Origin of the sequence: Aliirhizobium wenxiniae (genome assembly GCF_019511445.1) — a bacterium.
Classification (GTDB): domain Bacteria; phylum Pseudomonadota; class Alphaproteobacteria; order Rhizobiales; family Rhizobiaceae; genus Neorhizobium; species Neorhizobium wenxiniae_A.
Map to the genome: position 1 here is coordinate 22754 of NZ_JAEUAN010000008.1, position 26122 is coordinate 48875.

The window sequence follows — 26122 nt, forward strand, 5'->3', positions numbered from 1 at the left end:
ATGAACGAGCATTTCACTCGTCCTGAGAAATCTTCGCCAGCAGGCAAGAAAGCCGGAAAATCGAAGCGGGGAGCACAGGACAAGTTCAGTTCCATGCTCATGGAGCTCGAGCAGCGAATTGCATTCGATGCAGCCGGTGCTGCGACCGTGGATCATACGCAAGACGAGCATTCTACAAAATCAGGCGATGCTGCAGACGCTCATCCGGCTGCCGAAGCAAGTGACCGGGACAGCGATGCGTTGTCGAAGGCGTTGTCGGCAGTGCCAGAGGCAGGATCGGAGCCGGCGCAACCTGCAATCGAATCCGTCAAACAGGTCGTGGTCGTGGACAGTTCCGTTCCCGACTATGAAACGCTGCTTCAGGACATAGACGGTGATTTCGAGGTCATTGTCCTGGAAGAAGGACGCGACGGTGTCGAGCAGCTGGCGGAAGCCCTGTCCCACATGGAGGATGTGGAGCAGGTCCACATCATCTCCCATGGCGATGAAGGGCGGCTCTATCTCGGCTCGGCGGAACTGACGATCGAGAGCATGGCCGGCGATTATGCCGACGAACTGCAGAGCCTGCGATCCTCGCTGACCAACGATGCTGATATTTTGATCTATGGCTGCGATTTTGCCCGCGGCGAACTTGGTCAGAATGCCGCCCGGATGATGGGGTATATGACCGGCGCCGATATCGCCGCCTCAACCGATTCCACCGGTAATGCCGCACTCGGCGGCGACTGGGATCTGGAATATCGCGCAGGCTACATCACCGCTTCCGTTCTTCCCTCCCTTGATGCGCAGCGTGAATATGCGGAGCTCCTGAACGTCCAGGCGAATGTCGGCAATGGCGCTTTGCTCGTTGTCTCGGGCCGCACGCTCTATTCCGTCGATGTAGCGACCGGCAAGGCCACCGCGATCACCACGGCTCCGGCGACGATCGGGGGCGTGACGCTCAGCGATACGCTCAACTCGCTCGCAGTCGATCAGGCGAACGGTCTCGTCTATTACACGGATAGCAACGCCGCCAATACGAACCGCGCACTCTTTGCTTATGACTTCATCAGCAATACTCATATCCTGATCGACAATGACCTGACGAACAACGGTACTGGTCTCAGCGTAACGGTCGGCGATCGCGGTGTCGGCAGTGGTGCCGCGACTTTCTATCAGGGCTCTCTCTATCTCGGCATCGAGAACATCAATGCGGCCGGTGACGACCAAATCTGGCGCATCACATTCAGCGGCAATGGTCGCACCATCGCCTCAGCCTCCACGTTCGGCTCTGCCGTAACCGGCACCAATGACTGGGGCGATTTCGCCATCGACACGACCAACAATTACCTGCTTAGCATCAATGGTGCAGCCGCAACGATCACGCGCTACAATCTCTCCACCGGCGCGGTCGTCAGTTCCTTCACCAACCCCGCGGGCACGTCCTTTGCCCAGGGTGGCGGCGATATCAACGGCAATACCTATGTTGTCGGACAATCACTGCAGCAGATCAACGTCAACACCGGTGCCGCGATCGGCTCGGCGATTGCGATCACGACCAATGGAACGACTGCGATCGGTACGATTGCCGATGGTGCTCGCTGGGTGCCGCCGACCGGGTCTATCGGCGACCAGATCTATGACGACAACAATACCAACGGCACGTTCGATACCGGCGACGTGGGCATCGCCAATGTCACGGTTCAGTTGATCGATGACGTGAACGGCAATGGTGTGGCCGATGTCGGCGAACGGGTGCTCGCAACCGACACGACCGGCGCTGACGGAAAATATCTGTTCACCGGCGTGCTGCCCGGCCAGTATGTCGTGCGCGTTACCGACAGCAATGGTGTTTTGGGCACGGCAGCGGCGACGACGAGCACGGCGCAGTCGATTGCACTGGCCACGATCGGAGCGGCCAATCTCGCAGCCGATGTCGGTTATAATGCCTACGCACCTGTGGTCGATCTCAATTCCGGCACCACGCCGTCGCAGATCATCAACAATGGGGGCAATCCGGGCAGCACCGGCTGGACGGTCGGCGGCAGTGCGGGTGCGGTCAACAGCGGCGGCTTTGCCTGGACCGGCGACAATACGACCGGAACGCTGACACAGAGCGGCATTTCCGGTTGGAATAACGGCTCGGCTCCGTCCGGTGCGGCACAATTGACCTTCGAAATGGGTTGGAACAACGGCATTTTACTCGGTCTGCCGAACGATACGACAATCGCATCAACGGTCGATGTTTCCATCGGTGGGGTGGTCTATGCGCGCATCACCACCGGTACTGTGAACGGCAATGCCAATACGGCAACGATCACCTACCTCAACGGTGCAAGCGGCTCGCCCTCCACCGTTGCGGCATCGACTTCCGGCAGCTGGACACGGACCGGCATCACCATCAACCTGCCCAATACGGTTGCGGCGACCGGAAACCTTGTCTTCAGCTTCTCCAGCGTCGGCAGTGGCCTTGTTACCGGCAATGACGATATCTTCATCGACAATGTCAGCGCGCTGACCAATGTCGATGCCTCGCCTGGTGTGAACTACACGACGACCTACACCGAAAACGGCGCCGGTGTTTCCATCGGCAGTACCCTGACCGATGTGCGCGATATCGACAGCACCAATATCCGCTCCGCCACAATCGTTTTGACCAATGCCCAGGCCGGTGACTTGCTCGCGCTCGGAACGCTGCCGAGCGGCATTACCGGCTCGATCGATACGTCCGTCTCCGGTCAGATCACCGTCACCCTGACCGGCTCTGCGACAAAGGCGAATTATGCCGCGGCCATCCGCGCCATCACCTTCTTCAACAGTGGCGACGATCCAAGCACGACGCCGCGCGTCATAAACGTCACCGTCAATGACGGTGGCCTCACCTCTGCCGTTGCCACCTCGACGATCAATGTCGTCGCCGTCAACGATGCCCCGGTCAATACGCTGCCGGCTTCGGGCTGGACGACAAACGAAGACACGAGCGTCGCGCTTTCCGGCCTTTCCATTGCCGATATCGATGTCGGCAGCGGCACGATGACGGTGACACTCAATGTGGCGACCGGCACGATCACCGCCGCGACCAGCGCCAATGTTGGCGTCCAGGGCGGCGGAACGGGCACGATCACGCTGACCGGCACGCTTGCCAATATCAACGCCTATCTCGCCTCCGCTTCGTCTCTCGTCTATGTCCCGGTCGCAGACGCCAACGGTACAGTCGTCCTGACGATGACCACCAGCGATGGCGGCGGCACAGGTACCGGCGGCGCGCAGACGGATGTCGATACCCGCAACATCACCATCAACCCTGTCAATGATGCTCCGGTGATCGATCTCGATAGTTCCGCGGCCGGCACCGGTTATTCGATCGGTTACACCGAAAATGCCGCGGGCGTGGCGATCGCCAACACCAACAACTCTGTCACCGACGTCGATAACGCCAATATCGCATCCGCAACGATCGTCATCACCAACGGTCAGGCCGGTGACGTTCTGGCCGCCAACGGCGCGTTGCCTGCAGGCATCACTGCAAGCTACAACGCGTCCACCTATACGCTGACGCTCACCGGTTCGGCCACGAAGGCCGCCTACCAGACGGCACTCGCCCAGATCCTCTATTCCTCGACGTCGGACAACCCGACGATCGGCGGCACGGTCACCGGCCGCACCATCAGCGTCACCGTCAATGACGGTGCGCTCGCCTCCAACACGGCCGTCACATCGGTCGCCGTTACCGCCGTCAACGACGCGCCGGTCAATACGCTGCCGGCCGCCGGCTGGACCACCAACGAAGACACCAATGTCGCGCTGACCGGCCTGTCGATCACCGATCTCGACGCGGCAAACGGCACGATGACGGTCACTCTCGGCGTCGCCTCAGGCACGCTCACCGCCACCTCGGGCGGCAGCGTCACCATCGGCGGCTCCGGCACCGCCACGCTGACGCTGACCGGCACCCTTGCCAATATCAACGCTTATCTCGCCTCCGCATCCGCGCCGATCTATGTGCCTGTCGCCGATGCCAACGGCGCGGTGACGCTGACCATGACGACCAGCGACGGCGGCAATACCGGCACCGGCGGCACCCAGACCGATGTCGACACCCGCTCGATCAACATCACTCCCGTCAACGACGCACCGACGCTAGATCTCGACACCGGCAGCAACGGCACCGGCTATACGACCAGCTATACGGAAAACGGTGCGGGCGTCGCCATCACCGGCGCATCGAGCCTCATTTCAGACGTCGACAATGCCAACATGACGTCGATGACGATCTCGATCGCCAACGGCCAGGCCGGCGATATTCTCTCCTGGGCCGGCATGCCGGCCGGCATCAATGCCACTTACAATTCAACGGCCTTCCTGCTGACGCTGACCGGCTCAGCCACCCGCGCCGACTATCAAGCGGCGCTGCAGGCAATCCGTTATTCATCCAGTTCGGAAAACCCGTCCACGATCGCCCGCACGATCACCGTCGTCACCAATGACGGCGCGGCAAACTCGAATACCGCCGTCGCCACGGTAAACGTGATCGCCGTCAACGATGCGCCGGTCAACACCGTGCCCGGCACGCAGACGGTGCAGGAAGATGTACTGACCGCCATCACCGGCCTGTCCGTCACCGATGTCGACAATACCAATGTCACCGTCACGCTGACGGTCGCCAACGGCATCCTCTCGCCCTCCGCCAGTGCCGGCACGGTCACCGGCGTCGGCACCGGTACGGTCACCATTTCCGGCACGCAGACGCAGGTGAATACCGTTCTCGCCTCGCTGCGTTATCAGGGCAATGCCGATTACAACGGCACCGACACGCTGACCATGGTCACCTCGGACGGTTCGCTGTCGGATACCGATACGGTCGCGATCACCGTCACGCCGGTCTCCGATACCGCGCCCGATACGGTGACCACCAACGAAGACACGCCGATCTCCTTCAACGTCATCACCGGCACGAACGGCGCATCCGCCGACAATTTCGAAAATTCCGGCCGCACGTTGACCGCAGTCACCCAACCGCCCGCCGGCCAGGGCAGCGTCACATTCAATGCCGACGGCACGATCACCTATACGCCCGCTGCCAATTTCAACGGCACCGCCACCTTCACCTACACCGTCACCTCCGGTGGCGTAACCGAGACGGAAAACGTCACCGTCAATGTCACCGCCGTCAACGACGCCCCGGTCAACACCCTGCCGGCTTCCGGCTGGGCGACAAACGAAGACACCAATGTTGCGCTGACCGGCCTTTCCATCGCAGACGTCGATGCCGGCACCGGCACGATGACCGTGCAGCTGTCCGTCACATCCGGCACGCTCACCGCCACATCGGGCGGCGGCGTGACGATTTCCGGCTCGGGCGGCACGATCACGCTCACCGGCACGCTCGCCAATATCAACGCCTATCTCGCCTCGGCCGCAGCCCCGATCTACGTACCCGTCGCCAATGCCAGCGGCAGCGTCACGCTGACCATGACCACCAACGATGGTGGTAATACCGGCGGCACTGCACTTACCGATGTCGACACCCGCCCGATCACCATCGCCGCCGTCAACGACGCCCCCGTCAACACCCTGCCGCCTACCTATTCGACCGCCGAAGACACATCGGTCGGGCTGACCGGCATCCAGATTTCCGATGTCGATGCCGCATCCGGCACGATGACGGTCACGCTCGGCGTCAATTCCGGTATCCTGACCGCAAGTGCGGCCGGCAGCGTTACCGTTGCCGGATCGGGCACCGGCACGATCACGCTCACCGGCACGCTGGCCAATATCAACGCCTTCCTCGCTTCCGCCTCGCGCCCTACCTTCACGCCGGTCGGCGACTTCAACGGCGCGGTCACGCTGACCATGACCACCAGCGACGGCGGCAATACCGGATCGGGCGGCACGCTGACGGATGTCGATACCTCGACGATCACCGTCACCCCGGTCAACGATGCCCCTGTTCTCGATCTCGATGCATCCGGCGCCGGCACCGGCTTCACCACGACCTACACGGAAAACGGCACCGGCATCGCCATCGTCGATACTGACGTGCTGATCACCGATGTCGACAACACCACCATGTCCTCGGCGACGATCACCATCACCAATCCGGTGGCAGGCGATACGCTGTCGATCGCCGGCACCCTGCCGTCCGGCCTGTCCTTCACCTACAGCAACTTCACGCTGACGCTGACCGGCACCGCCACAAGAGCCGATTACCAGACGGCGCTGCAGCAGATCCGCTATTCGTCGACCTCCGACGATCCGGGCTCCACCGCCCGCACGATCAGCATTTCCGTCAGCGACGGCACGGCCGCCTCCAACACAGCCGTCGCCACGGTCTCGGTCATCCCCGTCAACGACCCGCCGGTCAACACGCTGCCCACAAGCTACACGACGGCGGAAGATACGCCGCTTGCCATCAGCGGCCTCTCGGTCGCCGACCCCGATGCCGGCACCGTCAGCATGACGGTCTCGATCGGCGTCAATGCCGGCACGATCTCGGCTGCCGCCGCAGGTGGCGTCACCGTATCGGGTTCCGGCACCGGCACGATCACGCTGACCGGTACGCTCGCCAATATCAACGCCTATCTGGCTGCCGGCGCCACCCAGCCGGTCTACACGCCCCTCGCCGATTTCAACGGCCCCGTCACGCTGACCATGACCAGCAGCGACGGGACGCTGACGGACACCGACAGCCGCACGATCACCGTCACGGCGGTCGCCGATATCGCCAACGATACGGCAAGCACCAACGAGGACACGGCCGCCAATATCGACGTCAACGCCAATGACACGTTCGAGAACGGCACCCACCAGATCACCGCCATCAACGGCAGCTCGATCGTCGCCAATGGCGTGGTGACGGTGGCGAACGGCACCGTGCGCCTCAATGCCAACGGCACGCTGACCTTCACCCCGACCGCCGATTACAACGGCACGACCAGCTTCACCTACACCGTCACCTCCGGCGGCGTGACGGAGAATGCGACCGTCACCGTCACCGTCAACCCGGTCAACGATGCCCCAGTCAACACAGTGCCGGGCGCGCAGACGACGGCGGAAGATGCTCCGCTCGCCATCAGCGGCATCAGCGTCGCCGATGTCGATGGCGGCACGCTCACCACCACCGTCAGCGTCACCAACGGCGCGCTTTCCGTCACCGCAGGCGGCGGCGCGACGATCAGCAACAACGGCACCGGCACCGTCACCATCGCCGGCACGGCAGCGCAGATCAACGCGGCGCTCGCCGGCCTCTCCTACACCCCGACCGCCGACTATAACGGCTCAGCCCAGCTGACCGTCGTCACCAATGACGGCACGCTCAACGATACGGACGGCATCGCCATCACCGTCACGCCGGTCGCCGATATCGCCAATGACACGGTCACGACCAACGAAGACACCGCCGTCATCATCAACGTCAACGGCAACGACTCGTTCGAAAACGGCGCCCACCAGATCACCGCCATCAACGGCACCCTAGTCGCCGTCAACGGTACGGTCACAGTCGCCAACGGCACCGCGCGCCTGAATTCCGACGGCACGATCACCTTCACCCCGGCCGCCAATTACAATGGCCAGACCAGCTTCACCTACACGGTCACGTCGGGCGGCGTCACCGAAACGGCAACCGTCACCGTCAATGTCACCGCCGTCAACGATGCGCCGGTCAACACCGTGCCGGGCGCGCAGACGATCGCCGAAGACGGCACGATCACCTTCTCGTCCGCTGGCGGCAACGCGATTACGGTTGCCGATGTCGACAACGGCACGCTGACGGTCACCCTCACCGTCACCAACGGCGCCTTCTCGCTGTCGGGCATATCCGGCCTCACCTTCACCGCAGGCGACGGCACGTCGGATGCGACGATGACTTTCTCAGGCACCACGGCTGCGATCAACGCGGCACTCGCCGGTGCCACCTACGTGCCGACCCGCGATTACAACGGCTCCGCTCAGATCACGCTCACCACCTCGGATGGCGCGCTCTCCGATGTCGATACGATCGGTGTAACGGTCACGCCCGTCGCCGACATTACCAATGACAGCGTCTCGACCGATGAGGATGTGGCGGTCACCATTCCCGTTCTCGTCAACGACACGTTCAACAATCCGGGCCGCGCGATCACCGCCATCAACGGCACCTCGATTGCGGTTGGCGGCACGGTTGCGGTGGCAAACGGGGCGGTGCAACTCACCGCCGGTGGCCAGCTCGTCTTCACCCCGACGCTCGATTACAACGGTGTCACCACCTTCCAGTACACGGTCACCTCCGGCGGCGTCACTGAGACCGGCACGGTCACCGTCGCCGTCGCCTCCATCAACACGCCGCCGGTCAACACCATTCCGGCCAATTACACGACGCTGGAAGACGCAGGCCTCGGCCTCACCGGCCTGTCGATTTCCGATGCAGATGCCGGCACCGGCACGGTCTCCGTCACGCTTGCCGTCGATAGCGGCACCCTCGCCGCCGCCAATGCCGGCGGCGTCACCGTCACCGGCTCAGGCAACAACCAGATCGTCCTCTCCGGAACGATCTCCGCCATCAATGCCTATCTCGCAGGCGCCTCGCGCCCCACATTCACGCCTGCCGCAAACTCCGTTGCCAGCGTCACCCTGACGATGACGACCAACGATAACGGCAATACGGGCGGCCCGGCGCTGACCGATATCGACACCTCGACCATCACCATCACGTCGGTCAACGACGCACCGTCCGGCGCCGACAAGACCATCACCCTGACGGAAGATGGAAGCTACACGTTCACTGCCGCCGATTTCGGCTTCACTGACGCCAACGACAACCCCGCCAACACGCTCTCCGCAGTCATCATCACTACCCTGCCAACGAACGGCACGCTGACGCTCGGCGGCGTAGCGGTGACCGCGAACCAGGTGATCAACGCCGCCAATATCGGCAGCCTCGTCTTCACCCCCGCCGCCAATGCCAATGGCGCAGCCTATGCCAATTTCACCTTCCAGGTGCGCGATAATGGCGGCACGGCCAATGGCGGCGCCAATACCGACCCGACGCCGAACACGATCACCCTCAACGTCACCGCCGTCAACGACGCCCCGGTCAACACCTTGCCCGGCAGCTTCACCACCAATGAAGACACCACACTTGCGCTGACCGGCATCTCGATCACCGATGTCGATGCCGGTTCAAGCAATGTCAGCGTCACCCTCTCTGTCGGCTCAGGCACCCTGTCGGCCACCACGGGCGGCGGCGTCACCGTCACCGGCTCGGGCAGCGCAATCACGCTCACCGGCACGGTCGCCAATATCAACGCCTTCCTCGCCGGTTCCTCGCGCCCCACCTACACGCCGGTCGCCAATGCCAATGGCGCCGTCACGCTCACCATGGTCACCAACGATGGCGGCAATACCGGCACAGGCGGCGCGCTCAGCGATAGCGACACGTCGACCATCAACATCGCCCCGGTCAACGATGCCCCGGTCGGCTCCAATGTGGCGATCAGCACCAACGAGGACACGCTCTTCTCCGGCACGCTGCCGGTCGCGACCGATGTCGATGGCGATACGCTGACCTATTCGGCCGGCTCGCTCGGCCCCTCGCATGGCGTCGTCACCATCAACGCCAACGGCACCTATACCTACGCGCCCGCCGCCAATTTCAACGGCACCGACACGTTCCGCTACCGCGTCAGCGATGGCACGACGAGCGTCGAATATACCGTCACCGTCAACGTCAATGCCGTCAATGATGCCCCGGTCGCCGCCAACGACAGCGCCCAGACCGCAGCAAACAGCAATGTCTCGGCAAATGTGCTGACCAACGACAGCGATGTCGACGGCGACACGCTGACCGTCTCGCAGGTCAACGGCGTGTCCGGCAATGTCGGCGTGGCGATTGCCGGCTCGAACGGCGGCACATTCACCATCGGCGCCAATGGCGCGGCCGTCTTCAACCCCGGCACGGCCTTCGTCAATCTCGCCGCCGGCCAGACGCGCACCAGCTCCGTCACCTATCAGGTCTCGGACGGCAATGGCGGCACGGCCACCGCCACGTTCACCGTCACCGTCACCGGCATCAACGACGCACCGGTTTCCACTCCGATCGCCAACCAGAGCTCCAACGACGCCCAGACGGTATCGTTCAATGTCTCCGGCAATTTCAGTGACCCGGATGCCGGCGATACCCTGACCTATTCCGCCACCGGCCTGCCCCCCGGCCTGTCGATCAGCGCCGCGGGCGTCATCACCGGCACGATCAACCGCAGCGCCAGCGTCAACGGCCCCTATTCCGTCACCGTCACCGCCACCGACAGTCTGGGCGCGCAGACAAGCCGCAGCTTCAACTGGGCGGTCGCCAACCCGGCCCCGATCGCCAACAACGATGCGCTGGCGACCACCGAAAACGCCGCCCTCAACGGCTCCGTCTTCGCCAATAACGGCTCCGGTGTCGACAGCGACCCCGATGGCGACCCAATCACCGTCTCGGCCGTCGGCGGCAGCGGCGCGGGCGTCGGCACGGCCGTTGCCGGCTCGAACGGCGGCACTTTCACCATCAATGCCGATGGCACCTATGCCTTCAATCCCGGCACCAGCTTCGACAACCTGGCCGCCGGCCAGACCCGCACCACCACCGTCACCTACACGATCTCCGACGGTCAGGGCGGCACTGCCACCGCCACCGTGACGGTCACAGTCACCGGTCAGAACGATGCGCCGAACGCCGTCAACGACACATTCACCACCAATGAGGACACGCCCGTCACCTTCGACGTGCGGGCAAACGATAGCGATGTCGACGGCGGCACGCTCACCGTCACCGCCATCAACGGCACGGCGATCTCGGTCGGCAATCCGGTCACGATAACCAGTGGCACGGTGACCGCCGGCGTGGTCTCGCTGAATGCCAACGGCACGCTCACCTTCACCCCTGCGGCAAACTACAACGGCGCCCCGAGCTTCACCTACACCGTCTCCGACGGTCAGGGCGGCGCAACCACGGCCACCGTCAACGGCACGGTAAACCCGGTGCAGGACGCGCCGATCGCCACCAACGACACGTTCACCACGCCGGAAGACACGGCAATCACCTTCGACGTGCGCACCAATGACAGCGATGCCGACAATGATCCGCTGACGGTTAGCCAGATCAACGGCCTTGCCATCACCTCCGGCGGCTCGGTCGCAGTGACCGGCGGCTCGGTCCGTCTGAACGCCAATGGCACGCTCACCTTCACCCCTGCCGCCAACTATTTCGGCTCGCCGAGCTTCACCTACACGATCTCCGACGGCCAAGGTGGTTCAGCGACGGCCACCGTCAACGGCACCGTCACCCCGGTTCAGGACGCGCCGGTCACCACCGACGACACCTTCTCTACGGCCGAAGACACGGCCGTCACCATCAACGTGCTGACCAATGACAGCGACCCGGACGGCGATGCGCTGACGATCACCCGTATCAATGCGACAGCAATTTCGGTCGGCGGCACCGTCTCCGTCACCGGCGGCACGGTGACGCTCAATGCCAACGGCACGCTCACCTTCACCCCCGCCGCCAACTACAATGGCTCGCCGAGCTTCACCTACACGGTATCGGACGGCAATGGCGGCACAGCCACCGCGACGGTCAGCGGCACAGTCACGCCCGTCAACGACGCCCCCGTTGCAGCCAATGACACCTTCTCCACATCGGAAGACACGGCAACAACCTTCGACGTCCGCACCAACGACAACGACGTCGAAAGCGACGCGCTGACTGTCACCCAGATCAACGGCACCGCGATCGTTACAGGCGCAACCGTTTCCGTCACCGGTGGCACGGTCACGCTCAATGCCGACGGCACGCTCACCTTCACGCCTGCCGCCAACTACAATGGTAGCCCGAGCTTCACCTACACGATCTCGGACGGCAATGGCGGCACGGCGACCGCAACGGTCAACGGCACGGTCACGCCGGTCAACGATGTACCGGTCGCGGCAAACGACACGTTCACGACGCCGGAAGATAGCGCGATCACATTCGATGTCCGCGCCAATGACACGGATGCAGACGGCGACGCGCTGACCGTCACCGCCATCAACGGCACGGCGATTGCCATCGGCCAGTCGGTTGCGATCACCGGCGGCTCGATTCGCCTCGATGCCGATGGCCGCCTGAGCTTCACGCCGAATGCCAATTTCAACGGCGATGTCAGCTTTACCTATACGGTCTCTGATGGCACAGCCTCGGCAAATGCCACGGTCATCGGCACGGTCACGCCGGTCAATGATGCACCGGTCTCGTCCAATATCAGTATCTCGACCAGCGAGGACACACTGCTATCGGGCACATTGACCGCCACCGACGTGGATGGCGATACGATCACCTTTGCCGCCGGCACCACCGCGCCGGCCAACGGAACGCTGGTGATCAACGCCAACGGCACCTATACCTACCAGCCGAACACCAATTTCAACGGTACCGACACGTTCAGCTTCGTCGTCACCGATGGCAAGGGCGGTCGTAATGAATATACGGCCACAGTGACGGTCAGTGCGGTCAACGACACGCCGATCGGCACACCGTTGCCGGATCGCGCTGCCAATGACGGCGCAAACGTCAATTTCGATGTCTCCGGCTTCTTCTCCGATGCCGACAACGATGCGTTGACCTATTCCCAGACCGGCTTGCCCGCAGGTCTGTCGATCTCCACTGCCGGCGTCATCACCGGCACGATCGATCGCAATGCCAGCCAGGGCGGGAACAACGGTGTCTACACCATCACGATAACCGTTTCGGACGGCAATGGCGGCACGATCCAGCAGTCCTTCGCGCTTACCATTTCGAACCCGGCTCCGATCACCGTCAACGACAGCGTTACGACGCCCGAAGATACAGCCGTAACCATCAACGTCCTTGCCAATGACAGCGACCCCGATGGCGATCCGCTTTCGGTCGTCTCGGCAACGGCCGCCCATGGGACGGTTACCATCCTCGCGGATGGCGAAATATCCTACCTGCCGGATGCCGATTACAACGGCACCGATACGATCACCTATACGATCTCCGACGGCAATGGCGGTACGGCGACGGGAACTGTCACCGTCACGATCACACCGGTCAACGATGATCCGGTCGGCAGCCCGATCGCCGACCGTACCCGCAATGACGGCGACACAGACAGTCTCGACCTCTCTGCCTTCTTCACTGACCCCGAAGGCGGCACACTGACCTACGCGATTGACCCGGACTCTCCGCTCCCCTCTGGCCTGACGCTGACGGGCGCTACGATCGGTGGCCGGATCGCTGCGGATGCGTCAGGACCGACAGGCGAAACTGTCTACCGGATCCGCGTCATCGCCACCGATCCGAGCGGCGGCACGGCCGTCGTCGAGTTCAACTACACCGTTCTCAACATCCCGCCGATCGCCCGCGACGATGCGGTCACGACGCCCGAAGATACGCCGGTCAACATCAATATCCTGGCCAATGACAGCGATCCGGATGGTGATGCAGCGGAGGTCATCCGGGTCAACAACGAGGTTCTGGAGCTTAACGGGGACCCCATCCAGACGACACACGGTTCGGTACGACTGATCGAGGACGCCAATGGCAATCAGGTGCTGCGGTTTACCCCGGCCGCCGATTACAACGGCAAGGAAAGCTTCACCTATTCGATCTCGGACGGCAATGGCGGGGTGGCGACCGCAACCGTCACCGTGACCGTCACCCCGGTCAACGACACGCCGACACCGACCCAACCGATCCCCGACCGCGTGCGCGCGGATGGCCAGTCCTTCACCTATGATGTCGCCGACTTCTTCAACGATCCGGATGGCGACACGCTCACCTACACCATCTCCGGCCTGCCTGCCGGGCTGCAATATGATGCCGCGACAGGTCTGATCTACGGCAATATCAGCAATCAGGCGAGCCAGGGCGGGCCGGCCAATGACGGCGTCTATACGATCACGATCGTCGCGTCTGATGGTGCGAACGCTACAGCCACCCAGACTTTCGAGTTGACCATCACCAATCCCGGACCGACAGCCAACAACGATACTGCAACCGTTGCCGAAGACGGTTCCGTCACCTTCAATCCGATCACCGGAGCAGGCACGACAAGCGGTGCTGCAGGCCGGGATGTCGATCCGGATGGCGATACGCTGACCATCACCGCTGCCAGCGCCGGCAATGGTGTTGTCACGCGCAATGCGGACGGTACACTGACCTATACGCCGGCGGCCAATTTCAACGGCGTCGACACCATTGTCTACACGATCTCCGACGGCAATGGCGGCGTTTCGACGGCGACGGTCCGTGTCAGCGTGACGCCGGTCAATGACGCACCGACCTCCAGCCCTATCCCCGACCAGTATGACAGCGACAGCCAGGCGGTCAGCTATGATGTTCGCCCATATTTCAGCGATATCGACAACGACACGCTGACATTCTCGGCCATCGGTCTGCCGCCGGGCCTAACCATGGATGCCGCAGGCCTGATTTCCGGAACGCTTGCAGCGAACGCGTCGAATAACGATCCTTATACCGTCACGATCACGGCATCGGACGGCAATGGCGGCACGACGACCCGCAATATCACCTGGATTGTCACCAACCTGCCACCCAAAGCATTCGATGACACGCTGATCGTCAACGAAAATACCTCAGGCAGCGGTAATGTGCTGACCAATGACCGTGATCCGGATGGCGACACTCTGAGCGTCGATCAGGTGGAAGGCGTCGCCGGCAATGTCGGGATCGCGGTTGCCGGCTCGAATGGCGGGACATTCATCATCAATGCCAACGGAACCTACACATTCAATCCGGGCACGGATTTCGACGACATGTCGGCTGGTGATCCGCCGCGCACGACGACCATCACCTATCGCGTCAGTGACGGGACCAATTACGATACAGCGACGATCACCGTGACAGTCAATGGCGTCAACGACGACCCGACAGCAGATACTATCCCGGATTACACCCGCGCAGATGGACAGTCTCTGACCAGCCACCCCCTGCATCTCGGCACCTTCTTCCAGGATGTCGATGCCAACGACACGCTGACATTCACGCAAACGGGTCTTCCGCAAGGCCTGTCCATGGCGGCAGATGGAACCGTTACGGGCACGATTGCCAACAATGCCAGCCAGGGCGGCCTGAACGGCACCGGCGTCTATGCGGTCACGGTCACTGCGTCCGATGGCACAGGCGGAACCATTTCGGAAACCTTCACCTTCACGGTGACCAACCCCGCGCCTGTCGCGGTCAACGATACGGTCGAAACCGCCGAAGATACGCCCGTCACCTTCAATCCTATCACCGGCGCCGGCACGACAAGCGGCACTGCGAGCGCGGATACCGATCCGGACGGCGATACACTTTCCATCGATCCCGCATTTCCACCGGTTGCCGGCAATGGCACCGTCGTGGTCAACGCCGACGGTACGCTCACCTACACGCCGAATGCCAACTACAATGGTACGGACACGATCGTCTATCGTATTACCGACGGACAGGGTGGTTACAGCACCGGCATCATCACGGTTTCGGTCGATGCAGAGAACGATCCACCGATTTCCTCTGACATAGCGAGCATGGAGCGCAATGACGGAGACACGATCAGCCTCAACATCTCCGGCAATTTCGTCGATCCCGAAGGCGAGGCACTCACGTTTACGGCAACCGGCCTGCCGCCCGGCCTGTCGATTGACCCGGTAACCGGCATCATTTCGGGCAGGATCGATCCGGATGCGTCCGGTCCGACGGGCACACGCAACTTCCTCGTCAGGATCACCGCCACGGATCCGGATGGCGCCAGCACATTCGAGGAATTCACCTATACCATCAAGAACGTCGCCCCGAATGCCGAGAACGACGCGGTCTCGACGGATGAGGATACGCCGGTCGACATCGACATCCTCGCCAACGATACCGACCCGGACGGCGATACGGACACGGTGATCCTGGTCGAAGGCGTCAACCTTACCGTCGGCGGTCCGGCCGTGATGACGCCGAACGGCTCCGTCCAACTCATCCTCAACGAGGACGGTCGCGAAGTCCTGCGCTTTACCCCGAATGCCAATTTCAACGGAACGGAATCCTTCACCTATACGATCGGGGACCGGAATGGCGGTTCGGATACAGCAACCGTCACGGTCACCGTCAATCCGGTCAACGATGCGCCGGTGGCGACACCCATTCCGGATCGCACCCAGGTCGATGGTTCCGCCTTCAGCCTCGACGTCCGCCCCTATTTCAGCGATGTCGACGGCCAGGCGCTGACGATCACCGTCGGTGCATTGCCGCCCGGCCTCACCTATGATCCCGCCACCGGTCTGATCAGCGGCACGCTTGCGGCCAATGCTTCGCAGGGCAGCCCCTACACGATCACCGTCACTGCCAGCGACGGCAGTCTCTCCGTCTCCGACAGCTTCGTCTTCACCGTGACGAACCCGGCACCGGATGCCGAAAACGATATCGTCAACACCGACGAAGACACGCCGGTCACCTTCAACCCGATCACCGGCGCCGGTACTGAAAGCGGCGCTGCGGGCGCTGACAGCGATCCGGACAACGATCCGCTGACCATTACCCAGATCAACGGTCAGCCGATCGCGATCGGACAGACTATCGCAGTCGCCGGTGGCAGTGTGACGCTGAACAATGCAACCGGCAGCCTTACCTTCAGCCCGACGGAGAATTTCAACGGCACGGTCGGTTTCACCTATCGCATAGACGACGGCAATGGAGGCTTCTCCGACGCTTCGGTCACGATCAACATCGCTGCGGAAAACGATCCGCCGGTCATCGACCTGAACGGCTCAGACACGGGAACCGACAGTTCCGCCTCGTTCACCGAAGGCAGTGCTCCGGTACTGATAGTCTCGCCCGATGCAATCGTCGCGGATATCGAGGGCGGCATCATCTCCCTCGATATCGACCTCGGTGGCTTCACCGATGAAGGCAGCGAAGTCATCCACCTGAATGGCGCAGTCGACATCGTCTACGGCACCGCCTCGAGCGGCACGATCTCCTTCGGCGGAACAACCTTCTTCTTCGACTATGATGGTGCAGACAGCCTGCATTTCGAAAATGCGGCAGGCAGTTCCGTACCGATGTCGGAAGCGTCGACGAGCGCCCTCCTGCGCGCCATCCAGTATGAGAACCGCAGCGACAACCTGACCGCCGGAACCCGCACACTGACCATCTCGGTCACTGACGACGGCGACGAGACGGCTTCGGCGACAGCAACCGTTATCGTCGGTGCAGTCAACGACCCGCCGGTCGCCAACGACGACACGGCGACGACTGGCGAGAACACACCCATCACCAACGGCCCGAGCGTGCTCGCCAATGATACGGACGCGGAAAACAACACGCTTGCTGTTTCCGCAGTAGGGGGTACAGGTGCGGGCGTCGGCACGGCAGTTGCCGGTTCGAACGGTGGTACTTTCACCATTCGCGCCAATGGTACGTATGATTTTAATCCCGGCACTCAGTTTGATGACCTGCAGGTCGGGGAAACCCGCACGACGAGCGTTACCTACACGGTCTCAGATGGCAATGGCGGGACATCCATCGGCACACTGACCATCACCGTTACCGGCGAAAACGACGCCCCCGTCGGCGGCGCCTTTACCATCAATGTAGATGAGGACGCTCAGGCAACCGGCGACCTGCCGGTCACCGATGCGGACGGTGATCCGCTGACCTATGCGATCGCCACCCAGCCGGCGAACGGCACGATCACCATCGGCACCGATGGCCGCTATACCTATATCCCGGCGGCAAACTTCGCCGGCAACGACACGTTCACCTATACGGTCAACGATGGTCGCACGACTGTCACCTTCACCGTCAATGTCGTGGTCGCCAATGTCGAAGACCCACCGGAAGGCGAGATCCCCAACAAGGCCTTCGATGATGCCGACGACGTGACGCTCGATGTCTCGCAATTCTTCACCGACGCCGATGGTGACGACCTCACCTTCATCGCGACCGGGCTGCCCGACGGGCTGACGATGAGCGCAGACGGCACCATCACCGGCACGCTGGAAAGCGATGCCAGCCAGGGCGGCACAGACGGCGTCTACACGATCACCGTTACGGTCGACGATGGCCAACCGGGCGGCGCAATCACCCGCACCTTCACCATCACCGTCTTCAACCCTGCCCCGATCGCCCAGAACGACGCGATCACCACGGGAGAAAACACACCCGCAACTGGCTCCGTCTTTATCAATAATGGCTCTGGTGCGGATACCGACCCGGATGGCGACACGATCATCGTTTCGGCCGTTAACGGCAATGCGACCGGTGTCGGCACGGCTGTGGCAGGAACCGCCGGCGGCACCTTTACCATAGGCACCAACGGTGCCTACACTTTCAATCCGGGCACAGACTTCGACAATCTCGCCGCCGGCCAGATCCGCATCACCTCGGTCACCTACACGATCTCCGACGGCCAGGGCGGTACGTCGACGGCCACCTTCACCGTGACAGTCACCGGCGCAAATGACGCTCCGATCGGTGCGAACGGCACAATCGAGGTCACCGAGGACACGCCCTATAGCGGTACCCTTCCTGTCGCCACCGATGCCGAGGGCCAGACGCTCACCTATGCGGCCGGGACCCAGCCGACGAACGGCCGTGTCGTGGTCAATCCGAACGGTACGTTCACCTACACGCCGAACCCGAATTACGCAGGCGCCGACAGCTTCACCTATACGGTCTCGGATGGCACCGCGACTGTCACCTACACGATCACGGTCGATGTCGACGCGGTCAACGACGCCCCTGCGCTCGGCAATGATAGCTTTACCGTGAATGAAGACGGCAGCACGATCATCGACGTGCTCGCCAACGACAGCGATGTTGACAACGACACGCTGACGATTACCGAAATCAACGGCCAGGCGATTGCCGTAAACGGCACAGTTGCCGTCACGGGCGGCACGATCACGCTCAATGCCAACGGCACGCTGACCTTCACCGCGACGCCGAATTTCAACGGCCCGCTGACCTTCACCTACACCGTCTCCGATGGCTCCACGACCTCGACCGCCACCGTTTCCGGCCAGGTGACCTCCATCAACGACGTCCCCGTCGCCGAAGGCGACACGGCAACGACCGACGAGAACACGCCGATCGACGGTAATGTCATCATCGGCAGCGACAGCGATGCGGATGGCGACACGCTGACCGTCGTGGCGGTCGGCGGCAATCAGAATGGCGTCGGCGCAACGCTTGCCGGTTCCGGCGGAGGTACCTTCGTCATCCTCGCGGATGGTTCCTACACCTTCAACCCCGGCTCGGCCTTCCAGGATCTGCAATTGGGCGAAAGCCGAGTCTCCACGATCACCTACACGATCTCGGACGGCAATGGCGGCACCGATACGGCCACGCTTACCGTCACCGTCACCGGCGTCAACGACGCGCCGACCGCGCCGACACTTCCGCCACGCGCCGATCTTGATGGCGCCGCGGTCGATGTCGACCTCGCCGCCGGTTTTGCCGATGTCGATGGCGATACGCTGACCTATACGATCACCGGCCTGCCGACCGGGCTCTCCTACAATGCCGCAACCGGCCGGATCACCGGCACGATCTCACCGTCCGCCTCTGGCCCAACCGGCACCCGCGCCTTCGCCGTCACCATGACGGCGAGCGACGGCAATGGCGGCACCGTCGAGCGGGCCTTCACATGGACCATCACCAACCCGGCGCCCGACGCTCAGAACGATACGTTCTCCATCGACGAGGGCGACACGCTCACCGGCAATGTTCTGGTAAACAACGGCAATGGCGCCGATACGGATGAGGATCCGCTCACCGTCTCGCTCGTCAACGGCCCGGCGAGCGGCACGCTGACACTGAACGCCGACGGCACCTTCACCTACGTCCCGAACGCCTTCTTCAACGGTACCGACAGCTTCACCTATCAGGTCGCCGATGGAAGCGGCGGTTTCGATACCGCGATCGTCACCATCAACATTGGCGCGGTCAACGATGCACCGGTCCCCGCCGACGATATATTTGCGATCGACGAGGACGGGAGCACCGTGATCGACGTCCTCGCCAACGACAGCGACCCGGATGCCGACGCTCTAACCGTCACCGCCATCAACGGCCAGGCGATCTCCGCCGGCAATCCGGTCACCGTCTCCGGCGGCACTGTCTCGCTCAATGCCGACGGCACGCTCACTTTCACGGCGGCTGCGAACTACAACGGCACCCCGTCCTTCAGCTACACCGTCTCCGATGGTGCGATCAGCCGCGATGCGATCGTCTCCGGCACGGTTAGAGCCATCAACGATGCGCCGGTTAATACACTGCCGGGCAGTTTCAACGGTTCGGAAGACACCGACCTGACGCTCACCGGCATCTCTATCACCGATGTCGATGCAGGCAATTCACAGATTACGGTCACGCTCGGCGTCAACGCCGGCTCGCTGATCGCTTTTTCCGGCGGCAATGTCACGGTTTCCGACGGCGGTACCGGTTTGATCACGCTGACCGGCACTGTCGCAAACATCAATGCCTGGCTCGCGGGCCCGACGGCCCCGATCTATCGCCCGGTTGCGGATAGCAGCGCGGCCGTCACCCTGACGATGACCACCAACGACCGCGGCAATACCGGCGCAGGCGGCCAGTTGACGGCGACAAGTACGGCGATGATCATGATCGCCCCGGTCAACGACGCGCCTGTGGCCTCCGACCAGCGCATCACGACGGCGGAAGACACGCCGATCGCCGGCACGATCCCCGCCACCGATGTCGATGGCGATCCGCTTAGCTACGCGATCACCGCCCAGCCGGCCAATGGCCGCGTGACGATCGACGCCTCGGGCGCCTATCTCTACACACCCGGCACCAATTTCAACGGTACCGACACCTTCACCGTGACCATTTCCGACGGCCAGGGCGGCACGACGACGGCGACCGTCACCATCGACGTCTCGCCGGTCAATGACGCCCCGATCGGTTCTGATGGTTCAATCACGGTGACGGAAGACACGGCCTATCCCGGCCAGTTGCCTGCCGCGACGGATCCCGAGGGAATGCCGGTCACCTATGGCGTCGGCAGCCAGCCTCAGCACGGCACTCTGACCATCAACGCGAACGGCAGTTACACCTATACCCCGGCCGCAAATTACAACGGCGCGGACTCATTCACCTACACGGTCAGCGACGGCACGGCGACGAGTACCTACACGATTGCCATCACGGTCACTGCAGTCAATGACGCGCCGATCGCCTCTGGTGCCTCGATCACTCTCAACGAGGATACGCCCTTCGACGGCCAGCTTCCGGCCGCAACCGATGCGGAAGGCGACGATGTCACCTACGAACTGGTCACCGGCACGGCGAACGGCACCGTCGTCGTCAATGATGACGGCAGCTATCGTTATGTGCCGAACGCCAACTACAACGGCTCGGACTCGTTCACCTTCCGCGTCACAGACGGCACCAACTTCAACATCTACACGGTCAACATCACCGTAAACCCCGTCAACGACGCACCGGTCGCGTCGGACGTAACGGTCGAGATCGACGAGGACACACCGATCATCAACGGCACGCTGCCACCAGCCACCGATGCCGAAAACAACCCGGTCACCTACAGTGCCGCCACCCAACCGCAGCATGGCACGCTCATCGTCAATGCCAACGGCACCTACACCTATCGCCCGGCAACCAATTACAACGGCACCGACACGTTTACCTATACGGTCAGCGATGGTGCAGCCTCGAATACTTATACTGTCACCATCATCATCGATCCGGTCAATGACGCGCCGATTGCCTCGGACACCGCGATTTCCGTCGCCGAAGACGAGCCGTATGACGGCCAGCTTCCGCCTGCGAGCGATGTCGAAGGCAACGATGTCACCTATGCGCTCGCCGCCGCCCCGACGAACGGCACGATCGTGCTCAATTCGGACGGCTCCTATACCTACACGCCGAACCTCGATTTCAGTGGTTCAGACATGTTCACCTATACGGTGTCGGACGGCGAGGGTGGCTCGAATACCTATGAAGTCATCGTCACGGTCGGCCCGGAAAACGATCCTCCCATTGCCGAGAATGCAGACGTTACCACCAACGAAGACACGCCGATCGTCAACGGCACGCTGCCGCAGGCAACCGACCCGGAAAACCAGCCGATCACCTATGGCCTCGGGCGTGGCGCACTGAACGGTACCGTCACAGTCAATCCGAACGGCACCTATTCCTATACCCCCGCCACCAATTTCAACGGCACGGACAGCTTCACCTATACGGTGAGCGACGGTGCGGCGACCAGCACATACACGGTGACGATCACCGTCAATCCGGTCAACGACGCCCCGACTGCGTCCGATACCGCCATCACCGTCACCGAGGATACACCGTTCAACGGGCAGCTTCCGCCGGCGACGGATGTCGAAGGCAACCCGATCACCTATGTCCTCGGCACCGGTCCGACCAACGGCACGCTCACCTTCAACGCGAATGGCAGCTATACCTATACCCCTGCTGCCAATTACAATGGTCCCGACTCGTTTACCTACACGGTCACCGATGGCCCCGGCACCTCCGCCGTCTACACCGTCACGATCGATGTCGATCCGGTCAACGATGCCCCGGTCGGCAGAAACGATGCGGTCACCGCCATCGAGGACACGCCCTTCGACGGCACCTTGCCGCCAGCGACCGATGTGGAGGGTGATCCGCTCACCTATGTGATCGGACGCAACGCTACGAACGGCACGGTCACGGTCAATACGGACGGTACCTATCGTTACGTACCGAACCCGAATTTCTTCGGCACGGACACATTCACCTACACGGTCAGCGACGGCTCGGCCTCGTCTGCCGCCTATACGGTGACGATCACCGTCACGGCGGAGAACGACGCCCCGATCGGCTCCAACACCAGCATCTCGGTCACCGAGGATGTGCCCGCAAGCGGAACCCTGCCGCGCGCCACCGACCCGGAAGGCCAGCCGGTTAGCTACGGCCTCGGCACAACGCTGCCGGCCCACGGCACAGTCGTCGTGAATTCGGACGGAACCTATACCTACACGCCGGCTGCCAATTACAATGGTGCGGACACGTTCACCTATACGGTGAGCGACGGTTCGGTGAGCGCGACCTATACGGTCACGGTCACCGTCAGTGCTGTCAACGATGCCCCGGTCGGCCGCAATGATGAGGTAACGATCAACGAGGACACGGTCTTGAACGGCACTTTGCCGGTTGCCACCGATGTCGATGGCGACCCGCTCACCTATGCCAAGGGCAGCGATCCGTCGCATGGCAGCCTGACGGTCAACGCCAACGGCACCTATACCTATATCCCAGATGCCAATTTCAACGGCGCGGACTCGTTCATCTACACCGTTACCGATGGCACTGCGACACGCAGTTATACGGTCACCATCACCGTAAATGCCGTCAACGACGCCCCTGTCGGTTCAAATGGTACCATCCGCACCGGCGAGGACACGCCTTTCGACGGCCGTCTCCCACTCGCGACGGATCCCGATGGCGATGCGCTTTTCTACGGCCTCGGCCAGCAGGCGGAAAACGGAACGGTCACGATCAATCTCGACGGCACTTACACCTACACTCCCAATGCCGATTTCAACGGCATTGATCGGTTCACCTATACAGTCAGCGACGGCCGTATCGAGCGGAGTTATACGATCACCGTCACTGTCGACGCGCAGAACGATCCGCCGGTCGGCGAAGACTTCGAGGTGACGATCAACGAAGATGGCTCGGCCTCCGGACCGTTGCCTGGCGCGACGGATGTGGACGGCGACAGGCTGTCCTATGGTCTTGGAGAACAGGCCAAAAACGGGATGGCCACCGTAAACGAGGATGGTAGCTACACCTATGTACCGAATGCCAATTTCAACGGCACCGATACATTCACCTATACCGTCAGCGACGGTGTCGTCACGGTTACATATACGGTCACGGTTACCGTGCGCCCGGTCAACGACATCCCGGTCGGCAGCAATGGAAGCATCAATGTTGTCGAGGACACCATATTCAATGGTCGCCTGCCGGTCTCAACCGATGCGGATGGTGATGCGCTAACCTACAGCCTCGGCAATCAGGCGAACCATGGAACGGTATCGATCAATGCCGATGGCACATATCGTTACGTGCCTGCCGCAGACTTCAGCGGCACCGATAGCTTCACCTACCGGGTGAGCGACGGCACAGCGACAGTTACCTGTACGATTTCGATCATTGTCGCTCCGGTCAACGACCCGCCGCGTGGTGAAGACGCCGCCTTGACGACGGCAGAAGATACGGTGGCGACAGGCCGCCTCCCGATTGCCATCGACCCCGAAGGTAGTCCGGTCACCTACGGCCTTGGCGCTGCCCCATCGCGGGGTACGGTAACGATCAACCCGGATGGTACATATCGTTATGTCCCGAACCGGAATTTCAGCGGTACCGACACGTTCTCCTATACGGTGAGCGACGGCACGGCGACTTCGACCTACACCGCGACGGTTACCGTAACTGCGGTCAACGACGCGCCGCTTGCCTCGGATACGTCGATCTCCGCCACATCCGGCGTGACATCAACCGGCTCCCTCCCCCAAGCCATTGATCCGGAAGGTGATGCGGTGACCTATGGGCTCGGTAGCCAGGCGAGCCACGGCACCGTGACGATCAATCCCGATGGCTCTTACAGCTATCGTCCGGCTGCGGGTTACAGCGGCAGCGACAGCTTCACCTACACGGTCAGCGATGGGCGGGCGACATCGACCTATACCGTGACAGTCTCAGTCGGCGCCGGAAATCGGCCACCTGCGGGATCCGATGCCAATGTCACAGCCTTCGAGGACACGACGCTCAACAGCCGTTTGCCGGTTGCGACAGATGGGGATGGTGACACGCTGACCTATGGTCTCGGCGCTCCAGCCATTCATGGCACGGTCACCGTCAATGCGGATGGCACTTACAGCTATATCCCGGCGCTGAACTTCAACGGCACGGATACCTTCACCTATACCGTCAGCGACGGCCGTTCGACATCCACATACACCATCATCATCACGGTCGAGCCGGTCAACGATCCACCGGTCTCCTCAGGCACGTCCATCTCCGTGACCGAAGGAACGTCGATCTCGGGCAACCTGCCGCCTGCGCTCGATCCGGAAGGGCAACCGATCACCTATGGTCTCGGTACCGGTCCGCAGCACGGCACCGTCACGATCAACCCAGACGGCACCTATACCTATACGCCAGCAACCGGATATAGCGGGTCTGACAGTTTCAGCTTCACGGTAAGCGACGGCACCAATACCGCAACCTACACCGTTACAATCACGGTGGATCCGGTTGAAGGCCCGCAGGAACCGCGTCCGCCGCTCGAAGTGGATCCGCCGCCGCCAGTTGTTTTCGAACCAAACGACCCTTGGCAGCCGCCGTCCGTTTCGGAGAGCATTTCTGCCGGATCCACGTCACCGATATCCTCGATCATGGACGATCTGGACGGGATTGCCGACCTGACGGCGCAAGGCCCGATCGTTAATGTCGTCAACTCCATCCGCTCGCTGAATGGTGTGGGTTACCTGCCGGAAGAAGGTGCTGTCATCCACGCCGCAAACCAGATCGGCGATTGGGTCGAGAGCGGGCGTATCATCGACGATCTCACCGCCGGTTTCTTCAAGGGCGGCTCGAACATCCATCTGGCGCGCGAAGGCGCGGAAAGCACCTGGTTCCAGATCGATACGATGGTCTATAACGACTATCTCTACATCATGCCGTCGTCGCAGGGAGAGGTGGAAAATGCTGCCTTCGGTGTCACGCTGGCGGACGGAAGACCACTGCCGGACTGGCTGAAGCCGACCCGACAGGGCCTCGTCATCGGCCGTCCACCGGCAGGCCTCGAATTTATCGATCTGCGTGTCCACGGCAGCTCATCGGACGGTGTGATCTCTGACACGATCCGTATCGATCTCCACACCGGTGCGATCGTCGATCACATCAGCGACCGGCGAACCGATATCGGCCCTGGGCTTTTCTCGGACCATTTGCTTGCAGCAACAGACCTTTATGGCGATGAAATGTTCACGCTCGGTCAGGCGCTTCAGCAATGGAGCGAATTGCCCGATCGCTGATGTACTTCTCTGAAAACCACATTCGACCCGCCGGTATTGAAACTGGCGGGTCGCG

At 62.1% G+C, this 26122-nt stretch carries 1 protein-coding gene; it reads left to right on the forward strand.

The window, feature by feature from the left end; all coding sequences use genetic code 11:
- Complete coding sequence (locus tag JNB91_RS11720) at nt 1-26067, forward strand: Ig-like domain-containing protein (protein ID WP_220325696.1); 26067 nt, start codon at nt 1-3, stop codon at nt 26065-26067.
- Nucleotides 26068-26122 lie beyond the last annotated feature (55 nt).